Origin of the sequence: Mycolicibacterium celeriflavum, assembly GCF_010731795.1 — a bacterium.
In the GTDB taxonomy this organism is placed as follows: Bacteria; Actinomycetota; Actinomycetes; order Mycobacteriales; family Mycobacteriaceae; genus Mycobacterium; species Mycobacterium celeriflavum.
The window spans coordinates 2,514,690-2,533,121 of sequence record NZ_AP022591.1 but is presented as its reverse complement, the minus strand read 5'-3'; the positions used below and the strand labels follow the sequence as shown (position 1 = coordinate 2,533,121).

The 18,432-nt window shown below is 63.5% G+C and carries 16 protein-coding genes and 4 pseudogenes; 14 read left to right on the top strand and 6 right to left on the bottom strand.

Features of this window, described 5'->3' with window-relative positions:
• The first annotated feature begins 80 nt into the window (after positions 1–80).
• On the top strand, positions 81–716 hold the full coding sequence (locus tag G6N18_RS12415; protein WP_083007142.1) for a hypothetical protein: 636 nt from the start codon (positions 81–83) through the stop codon (positions 714–716).
• Positions 713–1,765, top strand: a complete 1,053-nt coding sequence (locus G6N18_RS12410) for a polyprenyl synthetase family protein (RefSeq protein ID WP_083007139.1) — start codon at positions 713–715, stop codon at positions 1,763–1,765. The genes G6N18_RS12415 and G6N18_RS12410 overlap by 4 nt, the downstream gene beginning before the upstream one ends.
• On the opposite strand, the gene G6N18_RS12405 is transcribed toward G6N18_RS12410, so the two are convergent.
• Positions 1,762–2,496 carry an N-acetylmuramoyl-L-alanine amidase gene (locus G6N18_RS12405; protein ID WP_083007136.1) on the bottom strand — a complete coding sequence of 245 codons (735 nt, stop codon included), beginning with the start codon at positions 2,494–2,496 and terminating at the stop codon, positions 1,762–1,764. The two genes, G6N18_RS12410 and G6N18_RS12405, sit on opposite strands and share 4 nt — an antisense overlap.
• A 131-nt stretch (positions 2,497–2,627) precedes the next feature.
• On the opposite strand from G6N18_RS12405, the gene G6N18_RS12400 reads away from it, so the two are divergent.
• The 8 genes from G6N18_RS12400 (at position 2,628) to G6N18_RS12365 (ending at position 10,808) form a co-directional block, all read left to right on the top strand.
• Positions 2,628–4,025, top strand: a complete 1,398-nt coding sequence (locus tag G6N18_RS12400) for a neutral zinc metallopeptidase (protein WP_083007133.1) — start codon at positions 2,628–2,630, stop codon at positions 4,023–4,025.
• Between the two features lie 22 nt (positions 4,026–4,047).
• Positions 4,048–4,602 (top strand): DUF4333 domain-containing protein, encoded by a 555-nt coding sequence (locus G6N18_RS24585; protein ID WP_234806276.1) that lies wholly within the window; start codon positions 4,048–4,050, stop codon positions 4,600–4,602.
• 173 nt (positions 4,603–4,775) lie between these two features.
• Positions 4,776–6,527 carry a DUF4407 domain-containing protein gene (locus G6N18_RS12390; RefSeq protein ID WP_083007130.1) on the top strand — a complete coding sequence of 584 codons (1,752 nt, stop codon included), beginning with the start codon at positions 4,776–4,778 and terminating at the stop codon, positions 6,525–6,527.
• A 571-nt stretch (positions 6,528–7,098) separates the two neighbouring features.
• Entirely contained in the window at positions 7,099–7,449 is a 351-nt protein-coding gene (locus G6N18_RS24815; RefSeq protein ID WP_308215053.1) for a VldE C-terminal domain-containing protein, read from the top strand.
• Between the two features lie 209 nt (positions 7,450–7,658).
• Positions 7,659–7,970 carry a DUF2563 family protein gene (locus G6N18_RS12380; protein ID WP_083007128.1) on the top strand — a complete coding sequence of 104 codons (312 nt, stop codon included), beginning with the start codon at positions 7,659–7,661 and terminating at the stop codon, positions 7,968–7,970.
• Positions 7,971–7,976: 6 nt separating this feature from the next.
• Positions 7,977–9,506 (top strand): putative alpha/beta hydrolase, encoded by a 1,530-nt coding sequence (locus G6N18_RS12375; protein WP_083007125.1) that lies wholly within the window; start codon positions 7,977–7,979, stop codon positions 9,504–9,506.
• A 4-nt stretch (positions 9,507–9,510) separates the two neighbouring features.
• Complete coding sequence (locus G6N18_RS12370; protein WP_083007123.1) at positions 9,511–10,215, top strand: hypothetical protein; 705 nt, start codon at positions 9,511–9,513, stop codon at positions 10,213–10,215.
• A gap of 269 nt (positions 10,216–10,484) precedes the next feature.
• The gene (locus tag G6N18_RS12365; protein ID WP_083007120.1) at positions 10,485–10,808 is read left to right on the top strand and encodes a hypothetical protein; all 324 of its coding nucleotides are present in this window, start codon (positions 10,485–10,487) and stop codon (positions 10,806–10,808) included.
• 112 nt (positions 10,809–10,920) lie between these two features.
• On the opposite strand, the gene G6N18_RS12360 is transcribed toward G6N18_RS12365, so the two are convergent.
• Positions 10,921–11,439: a DUF7255 family protein gene (locus G6N18_RS12360; RefSeq protein ID WP_234806275.1), complete on the bottom strand. Its 519-nt coding sequence runs from the start codon at positions 11,437–11,439 to the stop codon at positions 10,921–10,923.
• A 256-nt stretch (positions 11,440–11,695) separates the two neighbouring features.
• On the opposite strand from G6N18_RS12360, the gene G6N18_RS12355 reads away from it, so the two are divergent.
• Both G6N18_RS12355 and G6N18_RS24580 read left to right on the top strand, forming a co-directional pair.
• Positions 11,696–12,520, top strand: a complete 825-nt coding sequence (locus G6N18_RS12355; protein ID WP_083007115.1) for a GIY-YIG nuclease family protein — start codon at positions 11,696–11,698, stop codon at positions 12,518–12,520.
• Between the two features lie 544 nt (positions 12,521–13,064).
• A pseudogene (locus G6N18_RS24580) lies at positions 13,065–13,370 on the top strand (ATP-binding protein); the annotation flags it as partial.
• 543 nt (positions 13,371–13,913) lie between these two features.
• Here G6N18_RS24580 and G6N18_RS24575 read toward each other — a convergent pair.
• From G6N18_RS24575 to G6N18_RS24565, 3 genes and pseudogenes are all read right to left on the bottom strand, one after another.
• A pseudogene (locus G6N18_RS24575) lies at positions 13,914–14,453 on the bottom strand (recombinase family protein); the annotation flags it as partial.
• Positions 14,454–14,613: 160 nt separating this feature from the next.
• Positions 14,614–14,976, bottom strand: a pseudogene (locus G6N18_RS24900) (recombinase family protein); the annotation flags it as partial.
• A gap of 20 nt (positions 14,977–14,996) precedes the next feature.
• Positions 14,997–15,323 carry a hypothetical protein gene (locus G6N18_RS24565; protein ID WP_163689875.1) on the bottom strand — a complete coding sequence of 109 codons (327 nt, stop codon included), beginning with the start codon at positions 15,321–15,323 and terminating at the stop codon, positions 14,997–14,999.
• 29 nt (positions 15,324–15,352) lie between these two features.
• Between G6N18_RS24565 and G6N18_RS24560 the strand changes: the two genes are divergently transcribed.
• Together G6N18_RS24560 and G6N18_RS24555 are read left to right on the top strand one after the other, a co-directional pair.
• Complete coding sequence (locus G6N18_RS24560) at positions 15,353–15,529, top strand: hypothetical protein (RefSeq protein ID WP_163689873.1); 177 nt, start codon at positions 15,353–15,355, stop codon at positions 15,527–15,529.
• A 513-nt stretch (positions 15,530–16,042) separates the two neighbouring features.
• Positions 16,043–16,135, top strand: a pseudogene (locus G6N18_RS24555) (IS21-like element helper ATPase IstB); the annotation flags it as partial.
• A 372-nt stretch (positions 16,136–16,507) separates the two neighbouring features.
• On the opposite strand, the gene G6N18_RS12315 reads toward G6N18_RS24555, so the two are convergent.
• Positions 16,508–18,367 carry a DUF262 domain-containing protein gene (locus G6N18_RS12315; RefSeq protein ID WP_083005168.1) on the bottom strand — a complete coding sequence of 620 codons (1,860 nt, stop codon included), beginning with the start codon at positions 18,365–18,367 and terminating at the stop codon, positions 16,508–16,510.
• Positions 18,368–18,432: the final 65 nt, after the last annotated feature.

The window sequence follows — 18,432 nt, the reverse complement described above, 5'->3', positions numbered from 1 at the left end:
GCCTCCTCCCCTCGCGGGTGCGCATAGCATACCGTGGCACCGCCGGTTCAAGCCGGTAATTGTCGGGGAGGTAAACGCCGATGACCCGTGAATTCGGCGACGAGGGAGCCCTCGGCGACCTGCCGTGGGCGTCGGTTTTCGACCCCGCCGCCAACGCCCGCGCTCTCAGCGCGATCCAGGCGGAGGGGTTCCGCGCCGCCAGCCAGATCGTCGACCGGTTCGTGCGCCTCGCCCGGCCTGATGGTGAGTCCGCGACGACGGCGGATGCGGTGCCCGGTGCACCCGACCTCGAGAGGCTCAGCCGCGCATGGTGGTCGGTGGCCGGTCAGTTGCTGCTCGGCAATGGCAGCGCGCGCGAGGTGGAACTCGATTTGTCCAGTCCGGGCGGGCAGCAGGGCGTCGTGCTGGCGGCGCCGATACCGGGGCGGGCGGAGACGGTGGTGTGGTTGCACAATCGCACCGAGAAGGACTACGGCCGAATCCGGTTGCGGTGCAGTGATCTCCTGGCGCGTGACGGTTCGGTGATCGGGTCAGGAGAGGTGGCGCTGAACCCGCACGTGGTGGAGATGCCGGCGAAGTGCAGTCGTGGCATCGACGTGGCGCTCGAGGTGTCCGAGGCTTCACAACCCGGTGTGTACCGGGGCACCATGCTCGTCGATGCCGACGACAACCTCTGGCTGCCGGTCGCGCTCACTTTGCGGGCACCGCAGTCATGACGAGCACCGCCGACCGGGCCGACCTGGTGTCGTCGGTCGACGAGAGACTGCGCGAGGTGGCGCGCCTGGTGCGGCGCTCGATGCTGGACGCGTTGCCGGACGGGGAGCCGGGCCGTTGGCTCTACGCACCCATGCGCGAGTATCCGTCGCGGCCCGGTAAGGCGTTGCGTCCGGCGCTGTGTCTGGCCGCCAGCCGGGTGTTCGGCGCCGAGTCCGACGACGCGCTCGGTGTCGCCGTCGCGATCGAATTGCTGCACAACGCGTTTCTGGTGCACGACGACATCGCCGACGGCAGCGAGATGCGTCGCGGAAGGCCGACTCTGGCGGCGGGCTATGGGATGGCGGCGGCGCTCAACGCCGGCGACGGGTTGGCCGTGGTGGCGGGGCAGGTGCTGCGGCGGGCGACCCGTCGGCTGGATCGCGATCTCGCCGACCTGGTGTGGGCGGAGTTCGACACAATGGCGATGCGCACGCTGGAGGGCCAGGCGCTCGAGGTGGGTTGGCAGGCCGACCACGTCGAGGATCTGGGTCCTGCCGACTACCTCGAGCTGATCATGCACAAGACATGTTGGTACACCACGATTCACCCGTTGCGGGTCGGCGCGATGGTCGGCTCCCGAGGCACCGCGGACCTTGCCCCGCTGGTGCGATTCGGGTTTCACTTCGGCGCCGCATTCCAGATCCGCGACGATCTGCTGAACCTCATCGGCGACGAACGGCTGTACGGCAAGGAGATTCTCGGCGATCTGTACGAGGGCAAGCGGACGCTGACTCTGATGCATCTGTTGTCGGTGGCGCGAGGAGAGGACCGTGAGTTCGTCCGGAACTATCTGAGGCTGCAGCGTTCTGAGCGGTCGGGTGATCTCGTGTTGAGGATCCGGGCGTTGATGGACGAGTACGGCAGCATCGACTTCACCAGTGAGTACGCCGAAGGCATCCTGCTCGTCGCCGAGGAGTATTTCGAGCAGGCGTTCGCCGGTGCCCGGCCCGGTCCGGATCTGGACTTCCTGCGCGCGCTGGTGCCCTACGTGTGGGCCAGATGGCGTTAGCGCCGACCGGCTTCGATGTCGGCGACCGCTGCGGATGCCGCCGGCCCGCAGATGGTGTGGAGGTCAACGGGTCCGGTGGCGAGGAGATGTTCTATGCGATTCGCGAGGTCGCCCGCGGTGAGATGGGCGTAGAGGTTTGCCCCCGGGCAGGAGGTGTCGGGGCTGGCGTCGCGGTGACCGGCCAGTGTGTCGGTCGGGATGTTGAATTGCTCTGCGGCCCAGGCAAACGCGAGGGCAGCGCCGTCGAGCTGTTTTTCGCTGATCGGTTCTTCGTCGAAGTTGCCTTCGCAGACGACGAGGAAGTGGCCGGTCGGGTCATAGTTCGTCGCGGTGTCGCCGACGAGCTCGGGCTTTCGTAGCTCGTAGATGTTGCCGTTGCGGTCGACGCTGAGGTGGTAGGCGATGTCGATCCAGCCGTGGGTGTCCTGGTGGTAGTGCTGATGCTGACGGAGGCGAGCCGGCGCGTTGGCGTTGTCGCCGAGAGTCACCGCCGTGTGGTGGATCGTCATGCGGACCGGGGTGTGGGGCGTGCCGCCCGGGCGGGGCGGATTGGCGCCCCAGGCGTCACGGCACAACACCGCGTGGTCAGCCGGCGGCGCCTGCAGAGGAATGGCCTGGGCGGTTCCGCTCGCGCAGGCGCTGGTGGTGACGGCAGCCAAGCCGGCCAGCTGCAGAAGCCGGCGACGGCTGAGCGTGAGGCGGCGGTCGTCGCGCCCCGGGCAGCCCTCCATGCGCTCACCATACGGAGGAGCGGCGGCTCGCGCGAGGCATTCATGAGCGGGGATCTTTCGCCTATTGTTCCTGCTGGAGCGGCAGAAGCGTTGGCCGCGACGACAGAGAGGTTCGAGTGCGAATCAGGTCGATGGCCGCGGTCGCCGGTGCAGTGCTGTGCCTGACCGGCTGCGCGCAGACGACGCTCGACGGGCGCGCGACCTCGATGCTGTTCAATCCCGAGCGCGTCGGCGGCTTGCCGGTCGGCGAGGGTCCCAGCGGTCCGCGGCCGAACGCGCCCCAACCCGTCGGCACCGTCGAGAACACCGATGGCGGCGCCATTGATCGGCTGGCGCTGCTGGCGGTCAACGACATTCAGGATTACTGGGCGAAGAACTTCGACAAGTACTTGTCCGGCGACTTCACGCCGATCGACACATTTGTGTCGTACGACTCCACCGACCCGGACAGTCCGGTCGTATGCCAGTCGGAGACTTACGATTTGGCGGGCGCGTTCTATTGCATCGGCGACAAGTTGATCGCCTGGGACCGCGGCCAGGCGCTGCCGGTGGCGGCCGAGTTCTTCGGCGACATGGGCGTTGTCGGGGTGATAGCTCACGAGTACGGACATGCGCTACAGCGGATGGCTGGGCTGATCGCCGAGGGTGCACCCGTTCTGGTCGCCGAGCAGCAGGCGGACTGCTTCGCCGGTGTGTATCTGCGGTCGGTGGCCGCCGGGCAATCGCCGCGGTTCACGTTGAGCACGGGTGAGGGGCTGAACCGGGTGCTTGCCGGCGTGATCTACCTGCGGGACCCGTTGACCGCCGATGCGGTCGGGAATCCACACGGCTCCGCGCTCGACCGGATCAGCGCGTTTCAGATGGGCTTCAGCGGAGGGGCCGACCAGTGCGCGGCGATCGACGTCGACGAGATCGTGAAGCGACAGGGCGACCTGCCGCAGCACATGGTCTTCGACAAGTACGGCGAACCGGCGCTCGACAGCGCGATCGACGAGACCATGGTCGAGACGTTGATGAACGTGCTGACCGGAATCTTCCAGCCGACGGACGCGCCGGTGCTGTCGACCGGCCCGGCCGGGTGCGGAGTTGCGGCTGAGCCGACGTCATATTGTGCTGATGACAACACAATTCACGTCGACATGCCCGCGCTACAGGCGGCCGGAGAGCCGAAGAACGAAGAGGAGGACCAGGTTCTGGTGCAGGGCGACAACACCGCGATTTCGATGGTGACATCGCGGTATGCGTTGGCCGTGCAACAAGAGCGTGGCGTTGCGCTCGATACCCCGGTAGCCGCGCTGCGGACTGCGTGCCTAACGGGAGTGGCGCAGGGCCGGATGACGGAGGAGAGCGGCTCGGAGTTGGTCCTGACGGCCGGTGACACCGACGAGGCTGTGGCCGGCTTGTTGACCAACGGTGTCGTCGCGAGCGATGTCAATGGGCGGCGCGCGCCGGCGGGGTTCACGCGGATTCTGGCCTATCGGCTCGGACTGTCCAGTGAGGTCGACGAGTGCTTCGAGCGGTTCGAGTAGCCATGTTCCCAGCGAGTGAACAGTGACCGGCCCGCCGCGGCAGGGCCCGGGGGAACCGTGGTGGGCGCGTCCCGGCGGTGCGCCGCCGCCGAGACGGCCTCAGGGATACCCGCCGCCGCGACCGGTCGGTCCGCCGCCGCAGCCGTGGCGACAAGCGCCACCCAGGCAGTACACGCCGCCGCCGGCACCGCCGGCGCAGCACGCCCCGCAGACGCCACCGCCGCGGCAGCCTGCGCCCGCGCCTCCACGCGGTTCGAGGCGGCGAATCTGGGTGTTGGGGGCACTCGCGGTCGCCGTCGTAGCGGTGATGGTTGCGGTGTGGACTTTGACGAGTTTCGACGGCAAGGTGCTCGACGTGCGTCAGGCCGAGGCGGGTGTGGCGCAGATATTGAGCGACCCGATCTATGGCTACGGCGCGAACGATGTCACGGCGGTCGAGTGCAACGGCGGTGAGAACCCGAAAGTCGAAGCGGGCAAGGGTTTTAACTGCCTGGTCAGCCTCAACGGCGTAGAGCGGCAGGTTGCGGTCGTCTTCCGCGACGACGCGGGCACGTATGAGGTCGACGGGCCGCGGTAGCTGCCCGGCGGGTCGCCTACCGCGCGCGGTAGGGGTGACTGTGAGAGGATTCAGACAATCGCATCTGCGTGACGGTGCAATCGCGGGGGGTTCCGCCTAGCCCATACCGACACAGTCGTGTCGGTCGGCCGTGTCGTCACGCCCGAAGAAGTTTGGGAATGTTTGGAGTTTCCATGTCCGCACACAGAAGCACTGAACCCGACGCTGCCGTCACGCCAATTGCGGCGGTATTCGTCTGGCTCGGCGGGGCCGAGCGGCGTGAGCTCGCTCGCCGCGACGAGCGGTCCACTCTCATCATCGCGGGAGCGGTGGTGCTGCTGGTCGCGCTGTTGGCATGGGCGGTCGCGGTCATCGCCGTAGCAGGATCGACATCCTGGCCGGTCGTCGCCGTCATCGCGGCGACGTCCGTGGCCGGATTGCTGGTGGGCGCGATGAGCCGCGCGATCGCATCGGGCGCGGTACGCGGCCGGCGCAACCTGGCGGGACGCGCTGCGGTCGCAGTTGGCGTCGGCATCGTGGTCGGCGAACTCGCCGCCATGGCGTTGTTCTCCGGGTCGATCGATCGTGTGCTCGACGAGCGGATCGCCCGCAGCGCCGAATCCTCACCGGCGGCGGCGCAGGCGGCAGTCGACCTGGACCGCAGCCGCGCGGCTCGAGATGCGCTCGACGACGCGGTGGAGCAGGCGCTGCAGCGGCGGCAGGAGGCGCTGGTGGTGGCGCGCTGCGAATTCAACCCGAGGCCCGACTGCCCGCAGACCTTCATCACCGGGGTGCCGGGTTCGGGTCCGGGAACCCAGACGGCCGATGACTTCCTCGCCGACGCGCAGCGCCAGCTGGATGATGCCTTGGCCGAGCAGGAGTTGCGGGCGCCTGCGCTGGAGGCTCAGGTCGCCGACGACGAGCGGGCGCTGACGCAGGCCCGAGAGGCGGCGGCGGTGGATGGGGATAGGGGACTGGGCGCTCGCTGGGTCGCGATGAATGAGTACACGTCGGCCGATATGGGCGCGCTGACGCTGCGGTTGCTCGTCGATGGCTTCTTCGTGTTGCTGAGCCTGCTGCCGCTGATCCTCAAGCTGTGGCGTGGCGAGACGTCGCAAGACCGCGGTATCGCCGCCGACGTCAAGCGCGACCGCGCCGAGGTGGATGCCGACACCGCGATCGCGGTGAAGCGGGCAGAGGTGCGTGCGGCTATCGACAACATGTGGGCCGAACAGCAGCTGACCAGTGCCCGGCTGGCGATCGAGGCGCAAAACCGGATCGACCGCGAGCAGCAACGCCGTCGAGTCATGGAGGCGATCGACGGTCCCGCGTCGGCTCGGGTGGAGCGCCTATCGGAGCCCGCCGTGGAAGATGTGTACTTGCCGATCGCGGCCGAAGCGGAAGCGGCGAGCCTTGTTTCGGCTGAGTTGCCGGTGGCGCCGGAGGTTCGTGCCGACGAGGAGGGCGTGGCCGAGATTCCGAATCTGCCGGCGCGCGACGAGCACCACGAGCCAGCCGGCCGCCCGCTGATCCCGACGATTCCGGATGTCACCAAGGCTGCCGCGCGATGGATCCGCCCATTGGTGCCGCCGATCATCGCCAGCGCGATCGACACCACCACCCGACCGCTCCGGGGTGCGCGGCAGATCCTCGAGGAGACCGAAGAGATTCACTTCTCGCTCAGGCGTAGTCGCAAGGTGACTTTCCACTCCGAAGAAGGCGACGCCGTGTCGGGGCACAGCGGAGCGTCCGCCGACGCTGAGGGTGAAACCGGCTGGTCGCCTGCGGAAGACGAGGATCGTAACGACCGCGATTACTGCCAGCTCGATGCTCGTGTGCAGCACCGGTCGTTGGCCAGGAGTGAAGCCCAGGGTGAACTCGACCGGCGTGGCTCGTATGAACTCAGTGGACCTCGCGGACCGCGGCAACTTCCGCCCGGGCGATAGGGCGGCAGGGACTGGAAGCGCTGCGATGTGCTTTCCAGGCCCCCTTCGGCATGTGGCCGTTGCTGGGCTCACCCGCCAACTTGACGGGCGTCACATGATTAGCTGAACTTTGACTTACGCCACAATTGAGGGGCGGTGGAGCGCATTTGGACGCACCGCGGTTTACCGAGTCCGACCGCTTCTGAACTGTGGTTTCACACTCTAGGGCGGGCTTCGCTTAGATCGTGACCGCCCGGTCGACAAACTAACAGCGATTTTGCTACGCACTCGGGCGTGTCGGTAGCGTGCGCCTCCGATGGGAAGTCACGTATTAGCCAAGACACGGCGACGGTCGCCGTTGGCCCTAGCTGTGGGCGTCGTCTCCGCGGCGACGTTGTTTGTTGTCGGCGCAGACAGTTTTCCGCAGATCACTAACGAGGGCCCGTGCTGCGGGGACGTCGCGGCGTCGAAGCCGGCCAGCCCGCCGCCGGTAGCGGCGCCTCCGATCGACCTCAAATCGGTTCCTGCGGCCCTCCCCCGCGCGTTGCCTCACGGCGTTGCGCCAGAGACGGGCCTTCAGGTCAAAACCATCTTGGCTGCCCGCTCGGTCAGCGCGAAGTTTCCCGAGATCCTCGATATCGGCGGAGTGCGTTCGGATCCGTTGAAATGGCATCCGCACGGGATGGCGATCGACGTGATGATCCCGAATCCGCGCTCCGCCGCCGGAATTGCGCTCGGCGACAGTGTGCTCGCGTATGTCCTGCAGAACGCGGAGCGCTTCGACCTGAACCACGTCATCTGGCGGCAAACCATCTACCGGCCCAACGGCTCGAAGAGAACGATGTCGGACCGCGGCGGGGACACCGCCAATCATTACGACCATGTCCACATCGCTACGGACGGCGGCGGATACCCGCGGGAGGGGCAGACTTACCTTCGCTGATCGCGGTCCGAGACGCCGACCGGCTCTTTGGTCGTCTGAAGTCGGTTCGGCGAGGATCTCATCGCGTCATGCATTTGCTGAACTCGGCGGAAGGTCTTCGGCGGGCTGCCACCATTTTGTATGGCTGGAGTAGACAGCTGACACACAATGCGTGCACGGATGAGCAAACCACCGCCGGTATAGTGGCCGTAATGGCTTGAGGAGATCAGATGTTTGTCGATACCGATCTGCTGCGCTGCGGTGCAGACTTTTCCGGAAGCGCCGGTGAGATCGCACAACGAGGTGCAAATCAGTTCGCTTCGGCACAGCTAACGGCAGGGATCTTCGGTGACTTTGACGCGGCTCATGGATTCCACCGCGTCCTTTGTCGCGCACACGTCGTGCACGTCACTACGATGCGGGGTCACCGTGCAGAGTTGGCTGCATTGTCCGAGAAGGCAAACTCGGCTGTTGCCCTCTTCGTGAAGCAGGACGAGGCAAGCGAATCGGCGCTGAACGCGGCCGGACGCGATTTCGCCTGATGTCGAATGTCGATTCTGCTAAAGCATCTCGATGTCCATGAGCTGACCGGTGCCGCAGGTGGTGATCCGTGGCAGCTGAATAAGACGCTCCAGAGCGGATCCCCGGGTGAGATAAGCGAGTTGGCGAGTGCGTTCTACGAGGCCGGGGTCTGTAGCCAGGAGACTAGCGAGGAGTTCAACCTCGCCAAGCAGCGGTTCGACGTCGCCTGGGACCGCCAGGACGGCGGCGACCATCCAATCAACGATTCCGATGAGGTTCGGCGGGCAACCGAGTCGCTGCATCTCAGCCGCGACCATTTGGGCCGAATTGCAGTTGATTTGCAAAACATTTCGGCTTCTTTGGCTGAGGCGCAGCGCGGCGGCGACATTTCGGTCAGCAATCTTGAGACCAGGCTGCGCACGATCGACGACCAAATCGACCGTGAGATCGCCCTGGCGGCGGCTAACGGCCAAGAGGTCGACTGGTCGGAACTGAAGCAGGCCGCAATCGCCGCGACAGAACAAGCACTGCAGGAGGTGCAGTCAGTCCGCGATGCGTATTCGGAGCGACTCGACGCGTCACAGCTTGAGATGGCGGCCGAGGGCTACACACCAGAGCCGACGGCACCCGTCGACGGCGAGGGCGACGTGTCGAGAAATGAACAGTCGCACGCTGAGGCCGACAGTTACGGAGAGAGCCGGCGCGCGGCAGACGAGTCGCTGGTCAATTCGCCTGGACCATGGACGCCGGAAAAGAATGCTGCTGCTGGACGCCTCCGCGATTACTCGACCATCAACAATCCCACAGCCGGTGTCGACGAAGTACGGCTTGCGGGAGAGCGACTGAACGACCACCGCATGGCACAGTTCTCCGGCCCGTTGCCCACCGACACCGTCTTGGGTGGCGACGCTCGCACCCGAGCCCAGGCGAGACTTCAAATGCAGCAGCTGTTGGAGTCACCCAATGCGCTGCTTGGCAGATCTCCGTTGACGCCCGACCAGGCCACTCAATTGCTCAATGAGTGGGAGGCGAATGGACGGGTAATGGTGCTAGACCGACTCAAGACCACGCTCGAACAGGCCGGGGTATCGCCGGACGGAGCCACCCGTGCAGCGAACGAAATAGGAAATGGAAAGGCGCCCAGCGAAGTATTCAGGGATATAGCAGGAGGCGCGGCCAACCACGCCGGTGCGCTAGGCGAGGGTGCGAAGGCTCACGCTGGCGCGCTCCCAGGCGGCAGCCATTGGGGCACCGCCCCGGTCTGGTCGCATGCCGACATCGAAGCGCTCAAAGGATTCGGCTCGAAGCTCGGGTGGGCTGGCACTGGAGTCGATGCCCTGACTTCGATCTACGACTGGACTCAAGGTGCACCGGCTGACGAGGAACTTGCACAGTTTGGTGGCCGCACCGCGGGATCGATACTCGGCGGGTGGGCGGCCGGTGCGGCATGGGGATCCTTCGTAGGGCCCCAAGGTACGCTCATTGTCGGATTTCTCGGCGCAATTGGCGGCGGAATCGGAGGCGAAAAGTTCGTGAATTGGACGATGGGCAAGTAGGGCAGTGTCCGACTTCTTCTTTCTGATTATCGTTGCATGTTTCGTCGTTTCGTTTGTTCAGTCGTTCTTAATTCATGACCGAAGTTCGCAGCGACGCATCTATTGGAGTTGCGCTGTCGTTGCCGCGATAGCCGGACTCTTGTCGGTTCAACCGGATTGGCGAAAGGGTTTGGGATTCGCCCTCGTCGTGTTGGGCGTGATGACGGTGATCGCGTACGCCTACACGCCGTACATCAAATTACGCGGCAAGGTCTATGCAATGACCGTGCAGGACAGCGAACCTGATCCCGAACACCCGACGACGGAAAACCCTACTTACACAAGGGATGCAGGCCGGGACGCTGCTCCAGATTCTTATAGTGGCCTCCTCTCCGCGACCAAGATGTGGTGGATGATCGTTGGTCTGATGATCATTTCCTCCGGTAACACCATCGCGTTTGTGACCGGCAAAGGCGAGTGGTGGGTGGCGGCGATTGGGATCGCCTTTCTCGTCTTTCTCGCAGTTACGACCGGCTACGGCGATGCGAGTTGGGGCTATGGAATCGCCCGCGGTCAGCACATACAGTTCGGAATCGGCACACTCATCACAGCAGGACTTTTCGCAGTGCTGTACCTCACGGCATACCAATTTGCGAAGCGTTTGCCGTCGCGACGCACGCAATCCATGGAGTACCGTGCCCACCCGCGTCATAGGAGACACGGTGAATGACCTGTCTTAACGGCAGTGCGCTTACCGCACGTGCCCTCCCGATGTTAAACGCACCGTATGGGGAGGGGACGATACAAACAAACTCAATGTGTCACCCTCATGCGCTAACCTGCCGGCGTGGAAGCCGGCCTCTACGAATCTTTGCTCACCGATCGGCTGAGTGCCGCTCTGGCTCAGCATCCTGAGTATCACCCCGACATCAACTCGGGCGACGAGGCCGAGCAGGCGCCCACCATCGCCCGGCACCTCACCCAATCATCGAGCGCCAATTGCACGTCGCCGGCAACGCCGAAGCCCGCGCACAACTGCTACGAAACATCCTCGCCGTACTCGAAGACGATGCGGCGCTCACCGAGAGTCTGCTCCAAAACGACCCGGCCAAGATCCACCGCCTGGACGCGGTACGGCCGAAAGCTTCGCTCGCACTACCGGTTCCCTGGCCGGCGACACCGTTGTCTGATGCCGCGCTAATGACCAATGCGCGCAACGAGCCGACGCTGGCCGCGGAATTGCTCGCCGAACTCGCCAGCGCCGACCACTCCGGCTCGCCGCCAACGTTGCTGCTCGAAGACCGACTGTTTGTCGCCAGCTGAGCAACGCGAACCCAGATCGAGTTCATGTTCGGTGCCCGGGTCTCATCGTGATGCCAGGGACGCCGGCGAGTCCCGGTCGCCGCGGACGCGACCGGCCCCGGTATTGCGCTCCCTACCTCGGCGGCGATGCTGCCAAAATTGTTCGACGTCCGACGAAGTCAGAAAAATCACGGAGATTGATGACTGCTCCGGCGAGCGCGGCGCCGAGGCTGGTGTCGCCGACACGGTCCCAGATTGAGAGCCTACAGAGCCGAAGGTTCGGCGAGTGCAACCCGGCGACATCTTTGACCGCGTCGTAGAGTGCGCGCTGCTTCCATCGAGGCGATCCCGTCCCGACTAGGTCACCGGGTGCGCCGGGCGGTCCGAACACCGCTTCGCAAGAGGGGTTCGTCCACCGCTTGCCCCACTTACCAGCTGCGAGGCACTCCTGTTCTCGATCACGACAATGGGCGAGATACACGCGGTGCCAAGGCAGGTCGGATGCCCATGAAGTTTGCAATACTTTCGCCCGATAGCGATTGAAATGCAGCTCCTCATCGAGTTCCACTACAACCCCCGCGTCGAATGCGAGGTCCCATGCGCCGGGCCGCAACGGCGGCATCGGCGTGCGCCCGCCCAGAATCTCGAACAACTCAACCACCTGGTTGCGAGCTGGCACGGGAAGTGCACGAAGTCGGGGCGCTGGCGGGGTAGTAGCCATCGCGCGGAAACCCGCGCGAACCATCAGGCTTTGCAGTGCCTTCGCCCGAGCGCCTGTGCGGACCACAGGCCCAGTTTCCCACTTCGACGAATCCCGAGTCGCTGGCATGCCTTCGATGGCACGAAGCCGGTGCGCGGGTTTAACGACATCGGCTAGGGGAATCTCCGCGGATTGCTACGTTCTAGACATGTCAGCCATCGCGCTCAGCAGCCTGCTTGGCGGCCTCGACCCGAGGGCGTGCAAACTTCACTGCGCGGTGTTCGACCAGAAGGATCAGCCGATTGACGTGCTGGCTCGCTCGTGGGATGAATGGGTCGGCTGGAACCGTCGACGTACCGCACGCGACGACTTCAATCGCCAATACATTTTTTCGCTCGCCCGGTATCGCCGACCGTCCACACACTGGCTGTTCGGAGGCGTCTTCGAAGTCGTCGGTCGCCGCCCAGTGCCGGGCGAAGGGTCGTACGACATCATCCGGCGTGATGATCTTCTCGGGGCTTACATCAAGCGCCTCGTCATCTCCTTCAAACCGCCGGGACGGTCAGTGCGACTGAATATGGAGAACTATCTGGATCAGATGGAAGTCGTGTCGGTGCTCGAACTTCCATATGCTGGTGAGCCTTTCCCTGGACATGACCGAATCAATCATTCGTTCGGAGTGCTGGAGACTGCGGTGAAGCAGGACTGGACCGATTGGCGTGGAGCGCTCCAATTCATGAAAGGCGTATACGTCATCCACGACCAGCAAACCGGCCAGGCATACGTGGGTTCGGCTTACGGCGACACCGGAATTTGGGCGAGGTTGTGCCAATACGTCGACTCGTTGCATGGCGGCAATATCGCGTTGCGTGACCTCGTCGGCCAGAAGGGGCCGGACTATGCGCGTCGAAACCTCCACTTCGCGCTTCTCGAATTTTGGTCCATGCGAACCGCTGACGAGGAAGTACTGGCTCGTGAGAGTTATTGGAAGGACGTCCTGCTAACACGGAGGTTCGGTCTCAATAGGAACTGAACTCGCAGCTCTCCCGAACTAGATCCGGCTAGATAGAGGGAAAGCCTATCTATACCGCGATTCCCAATGCCAGACGCCGACCGGCTCCATGGCCGCCGTGGCGCACCTTGCGTCGGAGCAAGATGAACTCTGAAATTGTCCGTTGGCGACAGTCGCTCGGATCGCTTGTGAGGAACAGACCGCGGGGGTCAACATCGAGTTCTTCGCAGGCGTCATTGACCTAGTCCAGAATCCGGATGAACTCGTGAGTGTCGATCAGGTCGACGAGCCGCTGGCGCAAATATTAGCGTGCTGCAGCCGCTCGCGAAGCGCCACTTCATAGTCGGCATCTCCGAGACCGGTCCGATGCTCGGGCTGGACGTCTACACCGTCCATCGTCTAGAGTTCATCGCCGCGAGATTGAACCATTCCCAATGTTGCCCGCTGGCTTCGGCGATGCTAACACGTTCCGAGGGGACGTCCGTTGACCGCGCTCGCTGAAATTCCCCACTGACGCTCATCGAAATTCCCCACGCGTGTGGCTCCGCCGAGAAGGGCAACCGATACCACCGCCGCCGACCTTGCTGCCCGTTGCCACCGCGCCGCGATCGAGGGGCGCTGGGCAACCACCATGTGTTTCTACGCCGGGCCGACCCTGCTGGCGAGCGATGAAATGGGGTATCTACCGCAACCGGCGGAGGCCGCCTCAGCGCTGTTTCAGGTTGTCTCCCAACGCTATCTGAAGGCCAGCATCGTCATCACCACCAACCGCGGCGCGGGTGCCTCGGGCGACAGCCTCGGCGACACCACTGTCGCAGCCGCCATGCTCGACCGCCTGCTGCACCGCTCCGTGGTCATCAACACTAACGGAACGCAAACGGTCTTGGGTTGACACTGGGTGCGGGACTGGCAACGGTTTGCCTGTTGGGCTGGTCGGCTGTGGCGGGTCGGGTGGTGGCGGGTCCAGCGCGATGCGGAGCCGGATCTGGACGTGCCAGCCGGTGACCCGTACGTCTTCGACGAGTAGGCGCAACAGCTGTTGTTTCTGGATGTCGTCGAGAGTGTCGATGACGGCGTGGATGCGGGCGGCGAAATCGTGGACGCGGCGGCGGAGCTGGTTGTCGCGGGCGAGCGCAGTTCGTTCGTGAGCGAGGCTGGTTCGCTTGTGCTGCAGCTCTTTTCGGCGTGCGGCGACTTCGGTGGCGCGGCGCTGCATTTCGGGAAGTTCGATAAACCCACCCTGGTAGAGGTCGATCAGGCGGCGCCGTTCGGCGTCGGCGGCGTCGATCTTTCGGTCCAGCCGGGCCAGTTCGGCGCTGAGGAGTTCGTCGTCGGGGATGGGCGTGTGCAGGGTGACCGCTTGTTCGCCGGCCAGTAGTTGGTCGGGGTGGGTGATCGCGGCGCGAATGTGGTCGAACACGAATGTGTCGAGCGCGTCGGCGCGGATGTTGCGTTCGGGGCAGCGGTGTTGTTCGCCGCCGGCGCGCAGCGGGTCGTGGTTGCGGCAGTAGTAGTAGCGGTGCCAGGTCCCGTTGCGGCCGCGCATCTTGTGGCAGTTGGTGCCGACACCGCAAACACCGCATTTGACAAGGCCTTTGAGCAGCCACTGGCCGGGTTCGGCGCGGCGCGGGCTCCACTTGCTGTTGTCGGTGGCGACTCGGCTTGCGGCCTGGAACAGCTCGTCGGAGATGATCCGGGGGCATTCGATGGGGATCCATTCGTCGCGGTCGCGCGGGACCTGTCGGTTGCGGCGGGTGGGGCGCCGGTCGGGCACCGATTCGGTGCGGTTGTAGTACACCCGGCCGATGTAGGCCTCGTTGCGCAGCAGCCGGCTGAGCGTGGAATGGCCCCAGGTGGGTTTGCCGGTCGGCGAGGGCACCCCGTCGGCGTTGAGCCGGCGACAGATTTCGCGCACGGTGATGCCGGCGGCGCGGTCGGTGAAGATCCGCCGCACCACCGCGGCCTCGGGCTCGTAGACCTCGTGGTGGGCCTGGCCGGTGGCGGGGCTGGGGAATGCGGCGGTAGCCGTAGGAGGCTTTCCAGGTGACGATCTCGCCGGCGCGGGCTCGGAACAGTTTGCCGCGCCGGTATCGTTCGGCGATCTTGGCTTTCTCGTATTCGGCGATCACGCCTTGGACCTGGGTGAGCAGGGTGGCTTGCGGGTCGTCGGCGGCCAGCCCAGGCGAGTCGGTGAATGCCACGGTGACCCCGAAGCGGTCCAGCTCGTCGAGCACCAGCACCTGGTATGCGTAGGCGCGGGCGAGCCGGTCCGGCGACAGGCACCACACCCGTTCCACGAGCCCGGCCTCGGCGGCATCACGTAACGCGTCCAGGCCGGGGCGGTCCAGTCGGGCGCCGGAATGCCCGTCGTCGACGTACTCGCCAACCAGCTCGTCACCGGCGGCGGTGATGTGATCGCGCAGCAGCGCCAGCTGTGAGCCGATGGTGCCGCGATCGGCTTGGCGCTCGGTGGACACCCGCGCATACAGCGCCGCCCTCACCGCAGGCCTGTCCCCGGTAGTGCCAGTGCAGCAACCGAATCCACGCGTGCGGCGGCGTCGAGCAGGAACTGATAGCCCGCGGCCAGTGCCGACACGCGCGGATCCTCGTGCGGTGTCCATGCCGGACGGGCAGCGGCGAGGAGTTCGGCGACGAACACCGGCTCGGCGCTGGGCCACGCGATCAACCCCGTCAGGTCGCGGCGGGCGAACCGGGCCGCAGCCAGACCTGCCGGTAGCCGGGAGTGCTCGAGCACGTGCGCGCGCAGTGTTTCGTAGTCGACCTGCGCCGCTTCGACCGGCGGCCAGAACGACCGGGCGCTCACCGGCCGCGCACCCGCTCGATGGTGCGCCGGTGCAACCGCACCCGAACCGGTCGGCCACCTGTTCGGCGATCTGGGCCCCCGACCCGGCGTCGGCGCGGATGAACTCCACGATCTCCGGGCGCAGCTTGATCGGTCCGCGACGGCCCCGCCGCTCGTCCACCAGTCCGGCCATCCCCGACTGGTCGAACGCCGCCGCCACCAGATAGAACGCTGCGCGCGAATAGCCGTGTGCTGCAGCAACTTCCGATACCGGCAGGCCGTCCACCAGACGCGCCCGCAACATCTCGTACTTCACCTGCACCTTGTCGGAGGCCAGAAAGAAACCTGACTCGCCGGTGAACAACGGCGCCAACACCCCATCCGGATTCGGATGCAACAACCCGCCTCGGTCAGCGCCCGAAGCCGTGTCATGTCGCTCACCGGCCTCACCTCCCACGCCCGAGCCTAAGCCCCTCCATCCGTGGCGTCTATTATTTACTGCCGCGTGTCGGCGATCGACGACTGTAGATACAGCGAGATAGCGATCAATATCCCAAATACAGCGACTCATGCGGCATATAACACTAGATATGCGGTCATCATCACTAGACATCCAACTCACTCCGAACAACCGGCCGCCGCCGTCGACGGCGGTGATCAGGATGCACATACAACCCGGGGACAGCCTCCGCCGGAGCCAGAACGACGGTCAACTGCAGCTTTGCGTTCCGTCGGTGGTCCTCGACGGCGAGTCCTACCGCCTACGTGACCACCAGGCCGCCGCCAAAATCCTGCGCCGAACCACGACCGGCACGTGCCAACAACTACACTGAACGCTGCTCACAGGTCTGACAGGTGAGGAATTTCAGAGAGCACACCTGTGGAACTCCGATGAGCGCCATCTAGTAGGGTGCGGGCGGCTGCTCAACATAGGCGATTGTGTGGACAGCTTGATGACGGTGGATAACTGTGTCGTCAATGGTCTCGTTGCTGAGCGCGTCGATGGGCGTCAGCGAGTTCGAACGCGGGCGCATTGGGATCGACCTCATAATCCTCCGTGAGATACGAGACCTGAATCGTTCCCCGAACCGTCCGCAAAGATTACTAGTCTGTCGAAGGTTTCACGGCCTCGAAGCAGCTCCAAGAAGCATGTGCGCGCCGGGCGGAAGGGCGAATTCGTGTCGCAGCGTTTATGCTATGACCATTCAGATAGTAAAGACCCGCACCGCTGCATCCAACATCAGTTGTTCGCGTGCGCTTACCGAGTTCACCGTCCAACTCGGCAACAGTGCAAGATCGGCTGTCATCGCGACGGCGCTCGACGCATAATTCGCGACGCGCTTCTCGGTGAAGGACTTGTTAGATGCTGCGACGTTGTCGTGGCTGCCAAAGAAAGTCAGGTTTCCTAGCGTTTGTTTAAGTGGTTCAATGTCGTTATCTTTGTCGTTGGTCTTCGCATTTTGGGGGTAGATGTGCTCAATCGTGGCATCGCCTAAGTCGATAACTTTTTCCATACTAGGACGTGGCCGCGCTGTGGAGTTTCTCGGAGTCGTAGTCAACCAGCTGCGATGGTCTTCAAGGGTTGTCAGGAATTCTCGAATATTCGCTCGCTGACTCGAATTATTATATCTGAGATTCTCGATGAGTAGTTGTCGAAATAATATATCGCCGGCATGTTTTTCTATAAGCTTTCTCAATTCCGATCTCAAAGATGACAACGTGTAGGAATGTCCGTTAGCCGACTCGCGCATCAAGGCCGCTTCTGAGTAATAAATATTAGCCGGTCTGGTTGCGTGACCATTGCAGATTATTTTGTATCGAAACGCGAAAATCTCGATCAGGTAAACAAGCTCTGCAAACATCTTCTCGGGCAACGACCGCGCACCGGCGAGCAACACAGGAAGGCACAACTCGTGCTTCAACGTGGTAATTAGGCGCCGAAGCCTGTCCATCTGCCAGGATCGAACATCGCGGGGTTTACCTGGCTCACGATCGTAGGGCCAAGCGCCCTTTAGTAAGTGGAGGAAGACGTTCAATTCGTCGCGGAAGCTTCCGATCGTAGCCACGATTTTCGCGGCCTCCACGGCGGTAGACGGAGAGTTCGAAGGGAAGAATCTTCGTTCGATTGCTTCATAGAGATCGCCTACAGCACGTGTACCGACATATGAAGGGTAGAGTGCCTTGAAGAAATTCTCGACATCCTTCGCAGGATGACCGAGCATTTCATCCCAGATGAGCGCAGTCGATTCGTGCTCAAGAGTATAACTCGCGAGCAACTCCAAGCTCCGGCTTCGCAGCAGATCGGCGTCAGATAACGATTCGCCGCGGTGATTGAGAACAGAGAACAGGCGGTATGCTTGGTCGCGTTCCTTCGACACGATGTGAATGACATGCGAATCTTCGATTATCGCCTTCCGAACTCGGATAAGTCGTTCGATACGATCGTTGAGAGGACCAGTCTCTTTCACGAATCGCCGAACCATAGCAAGCAACGCAGCATGACCATCGACCAGAAGGCGATGACTTTCGCGCTCGACTTGCGGTTCACTTCCACGTCCCAATGATAAATATTGAAAAAGTGTGTCGTCGGCTAGGGACAGACTTAAGCGAGGTCGGACTTCAGTAGTCCCAGTCTGGACATCTGCCTGCTTCCAGGTTAAATAACGCTCGACGGTATCGTCAACCAACGTTTTCGCGCGCTGAGCAACTGAATCATTTCCTGCTCTCCTCGCTCTATCTTCGAGGTCGGTGCCGACCCGGACTATGCATGAGAGCGTAAGGAAAAAGGTAGTAAGTCGCTGCTGACCGTCGACTATTTCATAACTATGAGGGCGAACCTGCTGATTATCGGTCAATTCTATGCAGACAATGCCTCCAAAGAAATGACTGCTTGCTCCAGATGGCGATGGCAGTATCGCCTCGATATCAGCGATGAAAAATCCTATTGCCTCGTCGTTCCAGGCGAACCCTCGCTGGAATCGAGGCACCGATATCGGATACCTCTCCTCGAGAACCGAACCAACACTGAGGCTCTTAGCCTCGACAGAAGCCGCTCCGTAAAGCAAGCTACGCCCCCTTCACTCCGAGGGCATAAGGGTAACGTTTCGCCGTTGCGGCGGTTCTGCTTATC